This is a genomic window from Mesobacillus foraminis, from assembly GCF_004340465.1.
In the GTDB taxonomy this organism is placed as follows: Bacteria; Bacillota; Bacilli; order Bacillales; family Cytobacillaceae; genus Mesobacillus_B; species Mesobacillus_B foraminis.
On record NZ_SLVV01000001.1, the window covers coordinates 268,346 to 286,021 of the forward strand.

The following is a 17,676-nucleotide window of genomic DNA, read 5'->3' on the forward strand; positions in this document are numbered from 1 at the left end:
ATGGCCAATTTTTATATACAGCAGTCCATTTCAATCAATTTGATCAGGATTGACGGAATCACAAACTCTTCTGTCCTGCAGATAGGCAGCGCCGGGGTGATCAAGCCCGCATCCTATCTTTATAATACTGGCGGATTTAAGGGACCTGCTCCGCAGGCTGTACCTCCTGGAAGTGCGGCGACCGGTACTTCCCCGCAGGCTGCCCCATCCGGCGCAGGCAATCTTCTTGAAGCTCCCGCGGTCCCTCTTCAATCCCCAACCTAAAGGCAAAGTGGACACTATATGCATATGATTTGAGGTGAATTCCTTGAACATGGAAATCTATCAATATATAAGAGAACTTCATGCCTTCGTGGAAAAACAGAGTAAAAAGCTGCGGAAACTGGAGAAAGCCATGCTGGAAATGAATCAGGAACTCGTGAAGCTTAAGGAAAGGCCACCCATTCAGGTTGGAAATCTAGAATACAAATTTGACCAGTTAAAAGTGGAGACACTTGAAGGAACGTTAAACATCGGCCTGAACCCCTCGGACCTCGAAGGAATTTCCGATTTCGCCGTGGATAATAAAAGCATCCAGGCGCAGGTCGCACCGAAGGACTTATTTAAAAGGGGAATGGAAATTGAAAATGAGCTGCGGCAGTATCTGGAAACAGATTTGCCAGGAATCTATCAGGATACCATGCAAAAATTGAATTTCACTGCAGATGAATCCTATTATCACTTTATTACGGAGGATATTCTCAAACAGCTTCCCAGCCGAATCAAGGTACATCTGGAGCAACTTACTAAAGAAACACGGGAAAATGAATCCGAGGCCAAACAAAAAGTCATCGAAACGATAAAGGGAGAAATACAGAACGGAGTCTATTTATTTTTGAACAATTTACAAGAGCAGACAAAAGGAGTGAGGACAGATTGAACTTCTGTGTCTACAACAGGGATATCCAGGTAGGAAGCATCAGGGTATTGGGTGTATCGAGTTCATCTCTCCTCATGGTTGGGGATGCTGAATCCATCCAGCTAGCCGCCACATTCGATACTCCACCTGAATCACTGATTGTCGGCCCATTCGTACCGCTGGGGCCTGAGTGAGCCATGCTGCAAAGAACTTCTTCCATAAACCATATAAAGGTTGACAGCCTGGGGATATCCTCCGTTTTTCAGATTGGGGATTCCCATCGAATACAAGCCTTATCGCGGGCACTCGCTGTCCAGAGAGAAGCAGAAATCTTCTTTGACAACGAAGGAAATTTCGCTTCCTACCCCATCTTTTCAGAGCCGATTCCCTTAATCCCTGTTACGGAAAATGTGAAAATGTCCCAGCAGAATCTCAATCCTTTTTTAAAAGTAGGCAATATAGATATCATTGGGGTTTCATCTTCTTCCGTGGTCCATCTTGGAAACACCTGCCATGTTTCAATGGAAGCGAGAATCAAGCATATCCGGCACTTGCTGACAGACAAAGAACAAACGTGAGCACCCATGCATATCGTACAACGAGGAGCAAAGAGCCTATTATAGAAAAGGATGTTTTAGATGCCAGCTATCATTGGTCCGGTACAGATTGTCAACGTTGGAGGAGGAACTGTCCAGTTTGGTGACACACTGTTTATTTCACCCAAAAGCAATACAAAATCAACCACGGGCGCTGGTTCTTCCAACACTGGCGGTTTCATCATTACAAATAATGGACTAAGCTCAAGCAATGTCCTGGATTCAAGCCTAGTTGACCAGCCAACTGTCGGAAATAATTAAAAAAAGCCGCTGCAGCAAATATCAAGCTGCACCGGCTTTTTAGGTTGGTCTTTTTAATCGAGCTTCAAAAGGTTACCGCCATCAAAGAAAAATAAATAACGCTCTTCAACCGGCCGCTTCCAGATTTGTTCCAGGGCTTTTGCGTAGAGTTCGATCTGAACTTTGTATCGATCTGCAAGGACAGGCTTTGCCTGTTCAAAGCCTCCTCGGAACCGGTCCTGAATCCCATCCGTTTTAAAATCGAGCAGGACCATTCCCTGTTCATCCTCAAACACACAGTCTACGACCCCCTGGATGAAAATATCTTCTTCCTGTCCGGCCCAATCAGGATAGACCTCGGGCGCGGGCAGCGACAGGTAAAACGGCACTTCCCTTTTTACATTCTTGGAAGCAAGGAGGCGCCGGCCAATCTCCGAGTCAAAAAAGGCTAATATCCATTTTAGTTCCACGGCGTCCTTTTGCTCGGGGTATAAAAGTTCTTTCCGTACCATGATGTCAAGCAATTCATGAAGGGATTCCTCAGTGACAGGACGGCTCAGATCGACATGCTGCATCACCATATGCATCGCTGTACCCTTTTCGGCCGGGGTCATTTCCTTCTCCTGCATGAACTTCGGCCTGTTCAGCAGCGGTTTGGCAAACTTCCTCAGCAGGCCTGTGCCGCTTTCATCGTCCCTGACCTCATGATTCCTCTTTAGCTCAGAAACAGACTGCTTGGAACGGTGAGTAGCCGCTTTATCAAATTCGTATTTCCAGGAAAGCTGACGGCGAACCGCTTCCGCATGCTGGGAGCCACTATTAACAGGCTCCCCGGCCGCAACCTTCTCCAGACGTGTCTCGTTCTCCATGTTCCCCTCTTCCAAAAAGGAAGCTGCCTCATCAGCTCGATAAACGTGCAGCTGCCAGCGGGACGGGTGGCCGACAATCTCATTAGGGACAGGTCCGCTCCTGCCCCCCTCTGTTATGGTATGGGCATCCTGATGGCGGACCAGCGCAGGGCCAATCCAATCAAGATAGCTTCCGGCTGAGGCCCTGAGAAATTCTTCAAGCAGCCAGTCGGAATGTCCTTCGGCTTCCGCCCATTTATCTGCTGTTTTTTGCATATTCTTGACCGAGCCAATCAAAAATAACTTTTCCTTTGCCCTGGTTAACGCAACATAAAGGACCCTCATTTCCTCAGCAAGCATTTCCATTCTCTTTTTCCGCTTAAACGCCAGCTGAGGAAGGGATGGGTATGATATCCGTTTGTCGGGATTGACATATTTGGAGGCAAAGCCGTACTCTTTATCAAGCATAAATGACTTTTTCAAATCCATCGTATTGAACTTGCGTGCTAGCCCCGCCACAAAAACAACAGGGAATTCCAGCCCTTTGCTGCTGTGGATCGTCATGATCCGGACAACATCCTCCTGCTCGCCGATTGCGCCTGCTGCACCCAGGTCATCGCCCCGGTCCTGCATCCTTTCGATAAAACGCAGGAAACGGAATAATCCACGGAAAGAAGTAGACTCATACTGCCTTGCCCGGTCATACAGGGCGCGCAGATTTGCCTGACGCTGTTTTCCTCCAGGCATCCCCCCAACAAAATCATAAAAGTGGGTTTCCCTGAACAATTGCCAAATCAACTCGGAAACGGATACTTGTCTGGCAACAGAGCGCCATTTCTTCAGATTGTCCAAAAAGGGGCGAACCTTTTCGTACAGTCCCTCGTCTTCCTTTTGTCCTCCATTTTGGCAAAAAGAGGAGAGGGCATCGTAATACGTTCCTTTTTTATCGGCAATCCGGATGACAGCAAGCTCTTCTTCGTTCAGTCCAATGATCGGGGACCGCAGAACAGAAGCGAGCGGGATATCCTGATAAGGATTATCGATCACCCGCAGCATTGACAGCATAATCGCAACCTCAGTCGCTTCAAAGTAGCCTGTTGAAAGATTCGCATAAACAGGTATACCCTGCTGCTTAAATTCCTCTATGAACTGTGGAGCCCAAGTCATGGAGCGGAGAAGAATGACCATGTCCTTATACTGTACAGGTCTTTCCATCCCCGTTTTCGGGTTAAATACCCCCATCCGGCCTTCAACGAGTTCTTTCATTTTCCTGGCCATAAGCCTTGCTTCAAGCTGGGATTGTTCAAGATCCAGAGCATCATAGCCTTCTCCAGCGTTTTCTTCTCCATCAGAATCTTCTGCTGTATCTGCTCCAGAATCAATCAGTAAAAGCTCCACCGGGTAAGGGTTCCCCTCGGGATATGGCGCACCCTTTTTCAACTCGGCACTCTCATCATATTGGATTTCCCCAACCCGTACCCCCATAATCTGCTTAAAGAGATAGTTGGTTCCATCCAGTACCTCGGACCTGCTTCGGAAATTTTGCGCAAGATCGATTTTAAGTCCGGTATCCTCCCCGAAAGTGGTGAACCTGTTGTATTTGCTTAAAAATAAATTTGGTTCCGCCAGCCTGAAGCGATAGATCGACTGTTTGACGTCACCCACCATGAACAGGTTCCCGCTGCTTTCTCCGTCGGCCGTCACAAGCTGGAGAATCGCTTCCTGGACCATATTGGTATCCTGGTATTCATCGACAAGCACTTCCTTGAATTTATCTCGGTAATAAATGCCGGCTTCGGAAGGCTGCAGCAGATTTCCCGCCTTGCCCGCCGAAAGAATTTCAAGTGTAAAATGCTCAAGGTCTGAAAAGTCAACCAGCCCTTTCTCCTGCTTCTTATCAGCAAACCTTTTTCCAAATACTTTAACAAGCCCAGTAAGCGTTTCAATGACGGGCTTCATTTCCATCATATCTTTTAGAAAGCTTTCAGGCCTTCTGGTAAATAGCTCAGTTTTCAAGTCGAGCACCATCTTCTTGGCCTTGTCCCGAAGTTTCCCTGCCTTTTCAATTAAGTCTTTATCATAAACTTTGGGACTGCATGGCTTGGCCCTTTTAAAATCTACCAGCTGCATGGCCTCAAACAGGGAAGACCAGGATTCCTTTTGGGCCGCTAGCAGTGTATCAACCATGTGAAGATCCTGAAGGAAGTTTTCGGCCCGTGGAGCAGGTCCGGCTGGGAGCTTTGTCAGCTCCAGTCCTTGCTCAAGCAGTTTCCTTGCACCCTCCAGCTGAAGCTCAAGATCGAACAGCAGCGACCTGGCAAACGGCATATCTTCAATTGATCCGCTCAGATCAACATCATACATAGAAACAATTAAATCCAGGTAGTCTTCAGGTGCTGGATTGGACCTGGCAAAATCGTAGAGTTCGAGAATGATATCCTTTAATGCCTCATCGCTGCGGTCATTGGTAAAAGTATCAACCAGCTTGAAGAATTCGAGATTTTCCGGTTTCCCATACTCTTCTTCAAAAATATCATCTATAACCTCATCCCTTAACAGCTGCCCTTCTGTTTGGTCAGCAATCCGGAAACCCGGATCCACATCAATTAAATAATAGTACTTGCGAATCACATCCAGGCAAAATGAGTGCAGTGTTGAAATAGATGCCCTGCTCAGCAGGCTTAGCTGTTTTCGCAAATGAGAAGAAGATGGATCCGCTGTGATTGCCTTCTCCAATGCCTCGCCAATTCGATGGCGCATTTCAGCTGCTGATGCATTTGTAAAAGTAACAACCAAAAGCTCATCAACGTCGAGCGGGTCAGAACCTGATGTAATCTTTTTAATGATCCGCTCAACAAGTACCGCCGTTTTACCTGAACCTGCTGCGGCGGCAACAAGAATATCCTGCCCATTGGCCATGATCGCCTTCCACTGGTCATCCGTCCATGTTACCCCATCCGGCTTTGGCGGAATGTTTTTTTTACCCAAGATCGACTCCCTCCTTTTTGATAGCCTCGAGGATATCTTCTTTGCTTTTTGGGACAAGCTTTCTAAAATCGTTTGAATCGATGGACCGATCAAACTGACAGACAGATTTAAATGAACAAAATGTGCATGGCAGCCTGTCCTTCAGTTTGAATGGATCGATATCGACGACGCCGCTGATAATATCGTTTCCGGTCTCCACATATTTGTTTCGGACAAAGCGTCTCAGGCTGTCAAAATCCTCCCTGTTCGCCACCTTGGAGGCTTTAGATAAAGTACCATCCTTTTTAAAGCCGGCAGCAACAATATGTGAATTCCCTGATTCGAGAGTGCGGTCCATCAGCCGGATCACATTTTCGTCTGCAAGCATCAGGCCGTTCATTTTAAACTGCTTCATCATTTCCTCTTCGATTTCCTCAAGCGTAAGCATTCTTGAAGCGTTGATAATCGGATTATGGATATGGAAATACAGGACGCCTGCTGGGTCAGCCTTCTTCCCGACGAGATGGGGTGAATGGGTAATGATGATATCAAGATAGGTCAGCATCTGCAGGGCGAGCCCGTAATAAACCTCTGTCAGATTGAGTTCCTTTTCGCTGGATTTGTAGTCAAGCACACGCAGATATAAGCCATTCTCGTCTTCTGCCTTGTCAACCCGGTCAATCCTGCCCATCAGCTCCATCTTCGTCCCGTTCTTCAATGAGAAACCAAGGGGCGGCAACGTTCCCCGCCGGCCAAAACCCAATTCAAGTCCTACAGGCGAAAAGCCGCTTGCTTTCGCATGGTCGCTTAAAACAATTGAGGCCCGGGTAATGATTTGCTGCAGCTTTTGTTTGATATAGTGATGCCTGTTTGAGCTCAAAAGAATCTCATGCTGCAGCCGCGGCGCCAGCCTGTCGACTGCCTCCCTGGCCAGCTTTTCAGACTGGGACCTCGTCAGGCTGGCCCAGGACAGGTTTTCCTCCATGATGGTCTCTGCTATATATTTTAAAGCAGCATGGAACAAGTCTCCGATATCTGGAGCCTCGAGCCTGAAAATCTGGCGGTCGCGCAGCTTCAGCCCATGCTGGACAAAATGCGAAAAAGCACAGCTGTTAAACAGCTCCATACGCGATACGCTTGCTTCAATTTCCTCACCGTACAACTCTTGGCTTACTTGTTCGGTAAGCTTCTGTGTCCTGTTTTCATAAAAAAGACTGGACAGGACCCTTCTTGCCGTCCCTCTCCACTGCGGGCTTTCCAAAAAATAATCATAAACGTCCCACCAAAAATCATGCACGGGATAATTTCGTTTCTTCAGCTGCAGCTGTGAGGTTAAATAGCTGAGTGCTGTAAACTCACCTGAAGCATATTCCAGCTGCTCAGCTTCCGGAAGCTCCGACGGATCGGAAGTGAAGTAATGGCGGTGATGTTCAGGGAACAAATCTTCCACTCTTTTTATATAGATTGACGGGACCAGGCCTTTCCCCTCTTCATTTGCCATTGGATAGCTTAAATAAAGAAGCTCGGCAGGTGTCGTAAAGGCCTTGTATGCAAGGAAGTTTTCATCCAGCAGTTTTTGCCTTGAGGACGGAGCAACTTTCAGTCCATCAGCCTGAAGCGCACCTCTGTCATCATCACCGAGAATTCCCTCATCCGAAAGTTTTGCCGGCAGGACTCCTTCGTTCACACCAATGACAAAGGCAGCCTTAATATCTGCCAGCCGCGATTTTTCGAGGTCTGCGATGAGCACCTGGTCAATCGCAGGAGGGATTAATGAAAACTTCAAAGATTCGAACCCGGCATCAAGAATGGTTACAAACTTCCTGGCTGGCACTTCTTCCTCACCAAGCATTTCAACAAACTGATCAAGCAGGTCGATAACTGAATTCCATGCCTGGTCATGCTCCCTTGCATCAACCAGCCTTCCATTCTCTTCGGCTGCCATTCTTAACTGCTCCAGCTTGACTGGGATATTAAGTTCTTCAAGATAGAGGTATACAGCTTCGCACAGCTTGCGTCCACTGTCTGCCCTCTTAATTCGCCTTGACAGCCGCTGAAGCGGAGCGGTAAGCATCTGCCTTAAGCCATTCAGCAGTTCTTCTGTTTCCTTCTCCGCGTCGGTCTGGGCTGTATCCGAAAATTCAAGTCCGCGAATCCGGCGGTAGACCCACCGGTTCTTCCTGGTCCATTTATCCCCTTGAATCCCATGGGCCAGAACATAGTTTTCGAGAATATCCATTTGTTCACGGGCTTTGTTTATTTCGGTCCCTGACGGAAACAGCAGATCCGTTTTAATCGCCCGGAATATCGGCTCATAACGCCAATTGCCCAGCACCGTCTCAAGGCTTGATCGGATCAGCTCAATCAGTGGATGATTAAGCATCGTGCTTTTCTGATCGATGAAATATGGAATATCATGGTCGTCAAAAATCGTTTCCAGTATTTCACGGTAGTCGTTTGCATTTCTCATGAGAATGGCGATATCTCTGTACCTTAAGCCCTTGTCACGCACCAGGCCCCTGATTTTGCGCGCTATTCCTTCCACTTCAGCCCTGCGGTTTGATGCCTGGGCAATATGGATGCTTGTGGCACCAAGATATTTTTTAGCCGGCCTTGAATCGAATTCTGCTTCCAGATGCCTTAATGAATCTTCATTCCATCTGAGCTGGCCCTTAAGGAGCATATCCTCCTCCAGCTCAATCCCATTTGCCTCAATGATTCCGTGAATATTCCGGCATGTCTCGCCGGTCAGCCTGAACAGATGGAGCTCATCAGGATGGCTATATTTAAAGGACTGGTCGAGTGGCAACGCAATGGTTACCCGCCTGCATGTCCGCATCAGCTGCTCGATGATTTGCAGCTCGAGTGGGGTAAAGGTATAAAAGCCGTCTATATATACCTCCGCATCCTGGAGATAACTTGAAGCCGGAATTTTTTCGGAAAGCAAACGGAAATAATCTTCCGAATCAATATATTTACCGAACAGCTCGTCCTCAAACTGGCGGTAGACCAGTTCAAGATCATGAAGTTTTTCCCTCAGGGCTTTTTTGCCCGCTTCTTCTTCTTCTTTTGCAGCCAAGTCATCGGGTTTAATGCCATACCGTTTAAATTCAATCAGCATTTGTTCCATTTGCTGAACAAATCCATTTTTTCCTGCCGCACGCTGAAAGATTTTTAGCTCGTCCTTTTTGTCCTCGATAATTTTCCGGATCATCATGCTGATTCCTACACTTGACAGATGATAGCGGGTATAGCCCCCGGTTTCCTGAAGGACTCTCCAGGCGAGGCGCGGAAAACTGTACACTTGAGCCCGGATCATGCCTCCCAGTCCTGGTGCAGTCGACAGCCTGTATTCCGACAAAAATGACATCTGCTCCGGAACAAGATAAATGATAGGTTTTCCTTCGGGATCATCTAAAAGCCTGTCCTTTATTTCATTCAAACATAGCTCCGTTTTCCCGCTGCCGGACCGCCCCAGAACAAAACGTACAGACATCGATTTTCCTCCTTTTTCATAATGAGCGCGCTCCAACCCGCAATGTATCCTATATAGAACGGACCGGTAAAAGAGCGAACAACAAACTAGATTTCTGTTAATCTGATATAATCATGCAAACTATTTTAGTAGTCTAAGGAATGAGAACATAAAAAGACGCAATCACTGCGCCTTTTGGATAATCATGTTTTTAGAGAGATTTCCCTTCAATTATACCGGTTATTCAGCAAAAATTCGAGTTTGCCCTCTCGTAAATTATTCCCAATACAACCTGCAAATTACTGCCTATTAGCATAAATTAACCTTGGGTGATCTTTATGAATCCTTTGCCGCTTAGCCGGAACATTCCTGCTCTCCTGTCCATTTGCTCCATTTTAGTTGCCAGCAATATTTATACTCTCATCCCAATTTACGGGACAATTGCTGAAGATCTAGGTATCTCGAGAAGCAGCGTGATTTGGGCAGGCAGCCTTTTTACATTTTTTTATGCTTGCGGGCTTCTCTCCATTGGCCCGATTTCCGATTACACAGGCCGAAAAAAAATACTTGTTCTCGGGCTCCTTGCCTCTGCCCTTTCATCCTTAGCCGTAGCCCTTTCAACAGACGTTTTTAGCCTATGGCTGACCCGATCGATACAGGGTTTTACACTTGCTTCATTTGCTTCTGTGATTTTTTCATACTCGTTTGAACTATTTCCATTCAAGCAGAGAACCCTGCTGGTTGTTTTAATTAACACTGGTTTCTTGATTGCCGGCATTTTTGGACAGCTTGCCAGTTCATTTCTTTCTGAGTGGCTCTCATGGAACAGTGTTTTTATTTTCTTTGCACTTTGTTACTCGCTGTTGGCCGCATTGACTTACTGGCTTCTCCCAGAGTCACCTGGATTGCATGGCAAACAGGAAAAACTATGGCGAACCTTCCGTTCCATTCTGCATGATCCCAATCTGGGCAAGTGCTATATGATTGCTTTTACCCTATTATTCTCGATCATCGCATTTTACGATGCACTTGGAAGGTTCTTTACAGGTCCCGGGTCCGAGTTATACATGATACGGGTAGCAGGCCTGGCAGGAGCTTCTGTATCACTCTTTACCGGAAAATTAATCGAAAAAGCTGGTGAACTGCGAACATTGTCTTTTGGCCTGGTCCTCGGGGTAATTGGCCTTTTGTCCATGCTCATATTCCACTCCACTCTTGGTCTCATTGTTTTTTCGATTATGTTTATTTCATCCATATCCCTGGCTATCCCAACTGTCATTACGCTAATAGGCGAACTTGCAGGCACAAGGAGGGCCAAAGCTCTTTCACTGTATTCCTTCATCCTTCTATCAGGTGCAAGCCTGGCCCCGGCCATTGTATCTTTATTCCATTTCTTTCACATGCTCATCCTTCTGTCGGTCATTTTCATGGCCAACTTAGGTTTATGCGCGGTTCTTTTCAAAACAAAAAGCGAGGGACACTTCCAATAGGACCGTCCCTCGCTTTTCTCACCAGCTATTATTATTTTCATCTTCAAGCAAGCCCATGCTTGAAATATGGTCCCTTGTTTTTTTATCTCCCAGTTCATAGAGCATGGAGTAAATTTTTCGCATACTATTATCGTAGTGTGGATTCGATTTATTCTCATGGTATTGTTTGAAAGGAACATGGGATTCGACAAAGCCTTCCAGATCGGAATCATAATTTTCATTTAATAAGTCCCTCAGAAGCTCTACCTCATCATCGGTCGCCTCAATTTTGAATTGTCCCTCCGGTTCCGCCGGTTCCATCAAAACTTCACCACTGGTAATGCTTACATAAAAAGTTTTCTTTAATTCCTGCATCCCTACAGCTCCTCGCGTTTTTACTATGCTTTACCACAATGAGCTGCAAGTTAATCTTCCTATTAGCATCACTTTCTGATTTTGTTTTAAAAGGAGACATCCATCTCATCCAGAGGCCAGTATCTCAGGTTCACCTTCCCTACTACCTCGTCCATTGAAATATATCCAAAGTGGCGGCTGTCCCAGCTGCCTAAACGATTATCGCCAAGAACGAACAGCTTCCCTTTTGGCACCTTCTTCTTGCCGGTTATATCCTCCAGATTGAAATCGCCGGTTAGAGATCCGTCGAAGACCTTCGCGCGATAGTTCTCTAAATAAGGCTCATCCACTTCCCTGCCATTTATATACAGTTTATCGTCCCGATATTCAATTTGATCCCCGGGCAGGCCGATGATTCTTTTAACATAGTCTTCTTTCTTGTTAGCATGAAAAACAATGACATCAAAACGCTGCAGGTCGCTTTCCTCATAGCCGATCTTATTCACGACCAGTTTATTTCCTTCTTCAAGAGTTGGCAGCATCGATTCTCCTTCCACGACATAGTTGGAGAAGAAGAACGTACGAATAAATGCGAAAATGACCAGTCCCAGAGCCAAAGCTTTGAGCCACTCGATCCCTTCTTTTCTCAATTCCTCTTTCATTTCGATTGTCCACCTCGATTTCAAGCCTCATCATATCGGGAAATAGTTCCAGCCAGTTAATTTTTACTACCATTATGATCCTTTTCAGTACTCATATTCATCTTTATTTCAATAATTTTGCCAACATACCAAAGAATAAGAATAATAATGATAACAATCGCCGTTCTCAGCGGTTTTGTGATCAATGAATGAAGATCATAGCCTACAAAACTGATGGTAAAAATCATGACCATTTTTCCTGCCAGCACAGCAAGCATATACTGGGGCAAACTTATTTTTGAAAGACCAGCAACAATATTAACCAAAGCAGATGGCGTGAAAGGAAAACAAAGCAGTAAAAACAGGGGGCCAAACCCATGCCGCTCCACCCAGCTCATCCCCTTGCGCACCTTTGGATGCTTCTGGATAAATTTCAAGAGCCTTCTTTGGCCATAATTCCTGATTAACAGGAACACAATCATGGCCCCTGCACAGGCCCCTATCCATGAGATGAGGAAACCGATCCAAAGTCCAAACGCATTTGCGTTGGCCATGACAAATAAAACGAGCGGCAGAAATGGCAGAAACGCCTCAAGCAAAGGCAGCAGCACCCCTGCCAAAGGTCCTAAAGCACGGTATTCCCCTACTAATTCCATAATATTTTCTAGTGTAAACCATTCCTTGATTAATTCTAAATCCATTGAGTTTCTCCTTTTTGCTCCCTGACAAGTCCTTATCTCTCATTTTACACCTGTACAAATAATTGAAAAAGTGCAGCGGTCCAATAATTACTGTGCAAGAAAATCTTTCAAAGCCTGTTTGTTTTTCTCAAGGTCTATGGCAAGGACAGCCCCTGCCCCGCTAATTCGCTGATTTTCATAAGACTGATCAACAGGAATTCTCAATGAGTCGATATTCCGGCTTTCCCTGGATATGAACCCCCTTCCGATATACACCATGTCACCAGCGCCCATATTCGTGTTTATATAGGGGGCAACAACGCCGATAAGCTTGGGCAGCTTTGGCACAGTCTGAATGCTTGCAAGCTGGCTCCCGACCTCTTTTATCACTTTTTGCTGTCTCTCAACCCTTCCGAAATCACCAACAGCATCATGACGGAACCTGACATACCCAAGCAAATGTTCTCCGTCGAGCCTTTGCAGACCCGGCTCAATAGTAACATCGATATTCGTGGACATTCTTTTTTCTACATCTACTTCTACCCCATTTGGAAATGCTGTATCAATCAGCTGGACGAATCCTTGAAAATCAACAATCGCATAATGCTCCAGGTCAACATCAAAGTTTTCCTTAATGGTCTGGCGAAGCAGCTCAGGGCCTCCCAGTGCAAAAGCAGTATTAATTTTATTGCTCCCGTGGCCTGGGATGCCTATATAGGTATCCCTCATGATGGAAGCAAGCTTATAGGTTCCCCTGTCCGGATTATAGCTCGCAATCATAATCGTATCGGCACGCGAAGTTTCTCCTTCCCTGGAATCGCTTCCGAGCAGGAGAATATTAATTGAACCATTTTCATCCTTGCTTCCATTAAACGTATACTCTTCTTGAACCTCCCCTGTTTGTTTTTGCGAGTCTGCCAATCCTTCATTAAATTGTAGATAACTATAAATTCCCACTCCTCCAATCAGGAGCAATAAAATAAAAAATACGGCCGACCATCTGACTTTGCGGCGCTTTTTTCTCTTCTCATGCCGGTCCTGTCTCATAGAACAATCCTTTCCATCGTGAATTTCTTATTAATTGCATCTATCGGTCTTATAGCTTCTTCTTTATTTTCCTTCTTTTTCGCTTCAATTAAACTTTTATAAAAAAGTTTTTGAAAAAAAATAAAAAAAACCGCAAAGCATCGTTGCAATTTGCGGTGTATCAGGGCCATGAAATCCTATAAAATTACAGGCAGTCCTTAAACCAATCTGTGATATAGCTTAAGCGGACAATGCGATAGGAAGGTTTTCCGCTTCTTGATAGTTCATGGTTGGATTCAGGGAAGCGGATGAGTCTGGCTGTTTTGCCTGCCCTTTTTAAAGCAATGAACAGCTGCTCGGCCTGCTCGATCGGACAGCGGTAATCCTTCTCGCTGTGGAGAATCAGAAGCGGTGTATTCATATTATCCACATAGGCAAGCGGTGAATGCTTCCATAATACTTCGGCTTCCCTTAAGCCGGCCTTGATCTGCCATTCGGTAAAATAATAGCCAATATCGCTTACTCCATAAAAACTGATCCAGTTAGAGATGGAACGCTGGGTAACCGCCGCTTTAAAGCGTTCTGTATGTCCGATGATCCAGTTGGTCATAAGGCCTCCGTAGCTACCTCCAGTGACACCAAGCCTGTTTTTATCTATAAAATCAAGATTTCCCACTACATAGTCAACGGCCTCCATAAGATCCTTGTAGTCGCCGCCCCCATAATCCCCGCGGACCAAATTCACAAATTCCTGACCATATCCATGACTCCCTCTAGGGTTTATATAAAGGACAGCATATCCTTTTGCCGCAAGCACCTGGAATTCATGAAAGTAGGTGTTGGCATACATTGTATGCGGGCCGCCATGAATCTCGAGGATCATCGGATATTTTTCCCCCTGTTTATAATTTGCCGGCTTCATGATCCAGCCATGAAGAAGCATGCCGTCACTGCCTGAAACGACAATAGACTCCGGTGCAGACAGTCTTACCTTGTTAGTGAACTCTTCATTCACATGAGTAAGCTGCTCAAGGTTTCCGGTTGTCACCTTAAGAATGAACAGTTCTCCCGGAAGCTCCGGCCTGCTTATCGCCGCTATTATTCTTTGTGTTTCAGGATGCAGTGTCATGCCATATACATGCTGCCGATCTAACAAGGCTGGATAGATTTCTCCCTGTAGATTTCCAAAGTATATAACAGTGCTGCCGTTATCCGAGATTAAAAAATAGAAGCTTTGTGAATCTGCCCCCCAAAGGATGCCCGGGACTTGCGCTCCCTGCTGTAAATCCCCTACCGCAGCATCTCCCGCCATTACATCCATTTCCTGAGTGACACAGGTAAGGAGACCGGTTTCCAATTCACAAATCCACAGCTTTACAAGGGTGGCATTTTCGTATTCCCGTTCATTTCCGAGAAAGCCAAGGAATTTTCCGTCCGGTGAAAAAGAGGCCGATTTGAAAAATCCTCTGCCCGAGGTAATATTCCTGGTTTCCCGGGTTTTGGTGTGAATCAGCTGGATATCCTGGTTAAACGAAAGGTCCTGGCTTTCCTCAGGGTTCCCTGATACAGCAATCCAGTTTCCATCAGGAGACCATCCTTCAGGACTCCAGTCGGTCTCTCCTGACGTAAGCAATTCTGCCTTTCCAGTGCTTAGGTCGGCTATGGCAATTTGCTTGAACCGGCCATCCCAAAATCCATCACTGTCCGATTTATACTTCATCCTGTCAACCACAAGCGGACCAGGCATCTCCCTCGAATCGTCCGTTTCTTGATTTACAAGTGGCTCCTGGGGTTTCAAAGCTGTCCTGAAAGCAATCGATTTGCCGTCCGGAGCCCACACCGGATTATTTGCTCCATTTAAGCAGGAGGTCACTTCACGAGCCTCTCCCCCTGACGCAGTCATCACGTAAATTTGGTTCTTCCCGCTTCTGTTTGATACAAATGTAAGCTGGGTCCCATCTGGGGACCATCTTGGAGAGTGATTCCTGAATTTCCCGAACGTCCATTGCCGGGCTTCCCTCTTTGTTTCCAAATCCAGCATATACAAGTTGGAAACATATTCGTCCTCTTCTTTTAAAATTTCTGTTTGTACAAACACACACCGTTTCCCATCTGGAGAGAACTGCGGGTCAGACACCGACTTTAAGTCATATAAATCCTCTGCCGTTACGATCCTTCTTTCACCCATATAAATGCTTCCTTTCTGACTATGTATTTGTTTCCTGAAGCTGTAAACAGGAACTTTGAAACAAGTTTCGTTAAGCCCCCTCTTTTAAGGGGAATGATTTAAACATTTAAAGACAGCCTATTTTATAAGCAAAGTAATCTAAAACCACTTGAAATGTTGCCTGTCCATGAAGTACGATATATACATAAAAATTAGAACATACGTTCCGCAAGACTAAAAGGAGTAACCCTTATGACAAGGATACCTGAAAAAGACCGCGATATCATGGAAAAAGCAATCTATCTGCCTATGGTATTAACCATACTTAACCGGGATATTGGTGTAGTTGAAACAAGTGCATTTAAACTGAGGAAGCCCTATCTTGAGTTAATCGAAGAAACAATGAAAGTGATTCAAAAGGAAATGGCAGGAGTTAAACGTTATATGAAACAAAATAGCCTTCGTGTGGAACGGCTTAAACAGGACGAAGCTTTTACAATGTATCTTTTTTTCTATCAGGGGTATGAAGAACAGCATAATTACTTCAATCCCCGTATCCGCAATAAGGTTCAGGAGCTTATGATCTATTACTTGTTCAAAAGGCATTCCCTCCAAAACGCGCCTGCAAATAACTAAAAGCCCTGTCTGCCAGGGCCAGTTGCACCATCAATCCTCATAACGATTATTTTCACTTACAAGTCCGGCTCCATCAGTAAATCTCGGACTATGGAAAAGGTAGCCAGCCCGGCGTTCTGTTTCTTTCATTCTCTGCATCATTCGTGTCCTGAGCAAAGCCGTCCGTAACAGCTGATTTTCAAAAGAATTAAAAGAGACCGGAAGAATAAAGGATTGGTTGTTTCTGAAGGTGACTCTCGTACTGTACGAATCATATTTCTTGTGGTGGAGAACATGTTCATGTGAAACCCAGATGCAGCCAGAGTTGGTCGGTGAAGTTGTCGGTAAAAAGAAAATTGAACTTAAGGGGTCTATTGCTATGGGGGCCTTGTGGGTAATCCCTGTTAGCATACGGGTGCCTTTTTTTCTGCCTTCAAAATCTGCAAAGAAGTATTCGCAGCTCCTCTTGATGAGGTCAATCGGTTTAAATGGCGAAATATATTCCTCTTCAAATTCCACAACCTTTGAAAAGGTCTTGCTTCCGTACTGATATGGAAAAATAATCATGGTATACGGATTAATCTCATATTCTTCAACTAGCTGTCTGTCCTCGTTGAACACGCTATCATCGCCTCCTCTGGGTATATTTACCCAAGGACAATCATACCATTGTTTATCACCTTATTAAGCCTAATTCTGCAACGTTCTTAAATTCTTCATAATTAACATTCGAGAAAAATTTTCTAAAAATTAAAATTATTTAGTTGATTATCCTCTGTTAACTCCATATAATAAAAAAAAGGTCAAGAGGTGAGGTCAGTGAAAGAAAAATCGTATTCTGAAATCATGAAGGCCAGTGTGATGAAGCGGATTAAAGCAAAGGAAACATTTGTGTTGGAACTCTATGTTGACATGCTAATTTCCGAAATCCAGCTCCAGACCCGGAAAGAAAAACTGCTGACAAGAATCGACAAGGCCATCGATGACCGCGACAAACCGTTATTCCTGACTTTGACAGAGGAATTAAAAGATTTAAATAAACAGTTCGGCACATAATATTAAATAGATTCCCCCGCTGTCGGCGGGGGATATTTTTATTTAAGTGAAGCCTGGGGGGAGGAGCAAGATAGGATTGATTAACGGTTGGTGTAAGTTACCCAGCAGGGCGGCTTACGAAGGAAGGATCAGGTTCTATGTCACCCTCCCGCTTGCAAGGCAGACATCGTGAGGTGCGTAGACCGTTTATTTTACCTTTTCTTTGAGGGATTGACGGCTTTAGGTTTGTAGACGGATTCTAGGTTACCTTTCCTTGATGGGATCGCCGGCTTTGGGCTCGTAGACGCGCTCTATGTTACCTTTGCTAGATGGGATTGACGGTTTTGGGCATGTAGACGCGCTCTATGTTCCCTTTCCTTAGTGGGATTAACGGTTTTGGGCATGTAGATGCGCTCTATGTTCCCTTTCCTTGGTGGGATCGACGGCTTTGGGCTCGTAGATGGGCTCTTTGTTCCCTTTCCTTGGTGTGATTGACGGTTTTGGGCTCGTAGACAGGCTCTATGTTCCCTTTCCTTGGTGGGATTGACGGCTTTGGGCATGTAGACGCGCTCTTTGTTCCCTTTCCTTGGTGTGATTGACGGTTTTGGGCTCGTAGACAGGCTCTATGTTCCCTTTCCTTGGTGGGATTGACGGCTTTGGGCATG

Annotated in this window: 16 protein-coding genes; 8 read left to right on the forward strand and 8 right to left on the reverse strand. The window is 45.5% G+C overall.

Going from position 1 to position 17,676, the window contains the following annotated elements; translation table 11 throughout:
- The 5 genes from EV146_RS01270 to EV146_RS01290 are packed head-to-tail and all read left to right on the forward strand — an operon-like array spanning position 1 to position 1,755.
- The gene (locus EV146_RS01270; RefSeq protein ID WP_132000987.1) at positions 1 to 264 is read left to right on the forward strand and encodes a spore germination protein GerPB; all 264 of its coding nucleotides are present in this window, start codon (positions 1 to 3) and stop codon (positions 262 to 264) included.
- Positions 265 to 313: 49 nt separating this feature from the next.
- Positions 314 to 919: a spore germination protein GerPC gene (gene gerPC, locus EV146_RS01275; RefSeq protein WP_241993773.1), complete on the forward strand. Its 606-nt coding sequence runs from the start codon at positions 314 to 316 to the stop codon at positions 917 to 919.
- The gene (locus tag EV146_RS01280; RefSeq protein ID WP_158286962.1) at positions 916 to 1,092 is read left to right on the forward strand and encodes a spore gernimation protein GerPD; all 177 of its coding nucleotides are present in this window, start codon (positions 916 to 918) and stop codon (positions 1,090 to 1,092) included. Before gerPC ends, EV146_RS01280 begins: the two co-directional genes overlap by 4 nt.
- Before the next feature lie 3 nt (positions 1,093 to 1,095).
- On the forward strand, positions 1,096 to 1,476 hold the full coding sequence (locus EV146_RS01285) for a spore germination protein GerPE (RefSeq protein ID WP_132000991.1): 381 nt from the start codon (positions 1,096 to 1,098) through the stop codon (positions 1,474 to 1,476).
- Positions 1,477 to 1,536: 60 nt separating this feature from the next.
- Positions 1,537 to 1,755: a spore germination protein gene (locus EV146_RS01290; protein WP_132000993.1), complete on the forward strand. Its 219-nt coding sequence runs from the start codon at positions 1,537 to 1,539 to the stop codon at positions 1,753 to 1,755.
- A gap of 53 nt (positions 1,756 to 1,808) precedes the next feature.
- Here EV146_RS01290 and addA read toward each other — a convergent pair whose 3' ends face one another.
- Positions 1,809 to 5,570, reverse strand: a complete 3,762-nt coding sequence (addA, locus tag EV146_RS01295) for a helicase-exonuclease AddAB subunit AddA (RefSeq protein WP_132000995.1) — start codon at positions 5,568 to 5,570, stop codon at positions 1,809 to 1,811.
- Positions 5,563 to 9,045 carry a helicase-exonuclease AddAB subunit AddB gene (gene addB / locus EV146_RS01300; RefSeq protein ID WP_132000997.1) on the reverse strand — a complete coding sequence of 1,161 codons (3,483 nt, stop codon included), beginning with the start codon at positions 9,043 to 9,045 and terminating at the stop codon, positions 5,563 to 5,565. Before addB ends, addA begins: the two co-directional genes overlap by 8 nt.
- 317 nt (positions 9,046 to 9,362) lie before the next feature.
- Between addB and EV146_RS01305 the strand changes: the two genes are divergently transcribed.
- Complete coding sequence (locus EV146_RS01305) at positions 9,363 to 10,514, forward strand: MFS transporter (protein ID WP_132000999.1); 1,152 nt, start codon at positions 9,363 to 9,365, stop codon at positions 10,512 to 10,514.
- Between the two features lie 18 nt (positions 10,515 to 10,532).
- On the opposite strand, the gene EV146_RS01310 is transcribed toward EV146_RS01305, so the two are convergent.
- The 5 genes from EV146_RS01310 to EV146_RS01330 all read right to left on the reverse strand — a co-directional run bounded on the left by EV146_RS01310 (position 10,533) and on the right by EV146_RS01330 (position 15,382).
- A complete protein-coding gene (locus tag EV146_RS01310; protein WP_121609651.1) occupies positions 10,533 to 10,868 on the reverse strand; it encodes a hydrolase in 336 nt (111 codons plus the stop codon).
- An 86-nt stretch (positions 10,869 to 10,954) separates the two neighbouring features.
- Positions 10,955 to 11,509 (reverse strand): signal peptidase I, encoded by a 555-nt coding sequence (gene lepB / locus EV146_RS01315; protein WP_132001001.1) that lies wholly within the window; start codon positions 11,507 to 11,509, stop codon positions 10,955 to 10,957.
- Positions 11,510 to 11,565: 56 nt separating this feature from the next.
- Complete coding sequence (locus EV146_RS01320; protein WP_121609653.1) at positions 11,566 to 12,189, reverse strand: TVP38/TMEM64 family protein; 624 nt, start codon at positions 12,187 to 12,189, stop codon at positions 11,566 to 11,568.
- An 87-nt stretch (positions 12,190 to 12,276) separates the two neighbouring features.
- Entirely contained in the window at positions 12,277 to 13,215 is a 939-nt protein-coding gene (locus EV146_RS01325) for an LCP family protein (protein ID WP_132001003.1), read from the reverse strand.
- A gap of 184 nt (positions 13,216 to 13,399) precedes the next feature.
- On the reverse strand, positions 13,400 to 15,382 hold the full coding sequence (locus EV146_RS01330) for a S9 family peptidase (protein WP_132001005.1): 1,983 nt from the start codon (positions 15,380 to 15,382) through the stop codon (positions 13,400 to 13,402).
- Between the two features lie 231 nt (positions 15,383 to 15,613).
- Here EV146_RS01330 and EV146_RS01335 point away from each other — a divergent pair, with 231 nt between their 5' ends.
- On the forward strand, positions 15,614 to 15,997 hold the full coding sequence (locus EV146_RS01335) for a YhjD family protein (protein WP_121609656.1): 384 nt from the start codon (positions 15,614 to 15,616) through the stop codon (positions 15,995 to 15,997).
- A gap of 30 nt (positions 15,998 to 16,027) precedes the next feature.
- On the opposite strand, the gene EV146_RS01340 is transcribed toward EV146_RS01335, so the two are convergent.
- Entirely contained in the window at positions 16,028 to 16,597 is a 570-nt protein-coding gene (locus EV146_RS01340; RefSeq protein WP_132001007.1) for a competence protein ComK, read from the reverse strand.
- 198 nt (positions 16,598 to 16,795) lie between these two features.
- Between EV146_RS01340 and EV146_RS01345 the strand changes: the two genes are divergently transcribed.
- The gene (locus EV146_RS01345; protein WP_121609658.1) at positions 16,796 to 17,032 is read left to right on the forward strand and encodes an IDEAL domain-containing protein; all 237 of its coding nucleotides are present in this window, start codon (positions 16,796 to 16,798) and stop codon (positions 17,030 to 17,032) included.
- Positions 17,033 to 17,676: the final 644 nt, after the last annotated feature.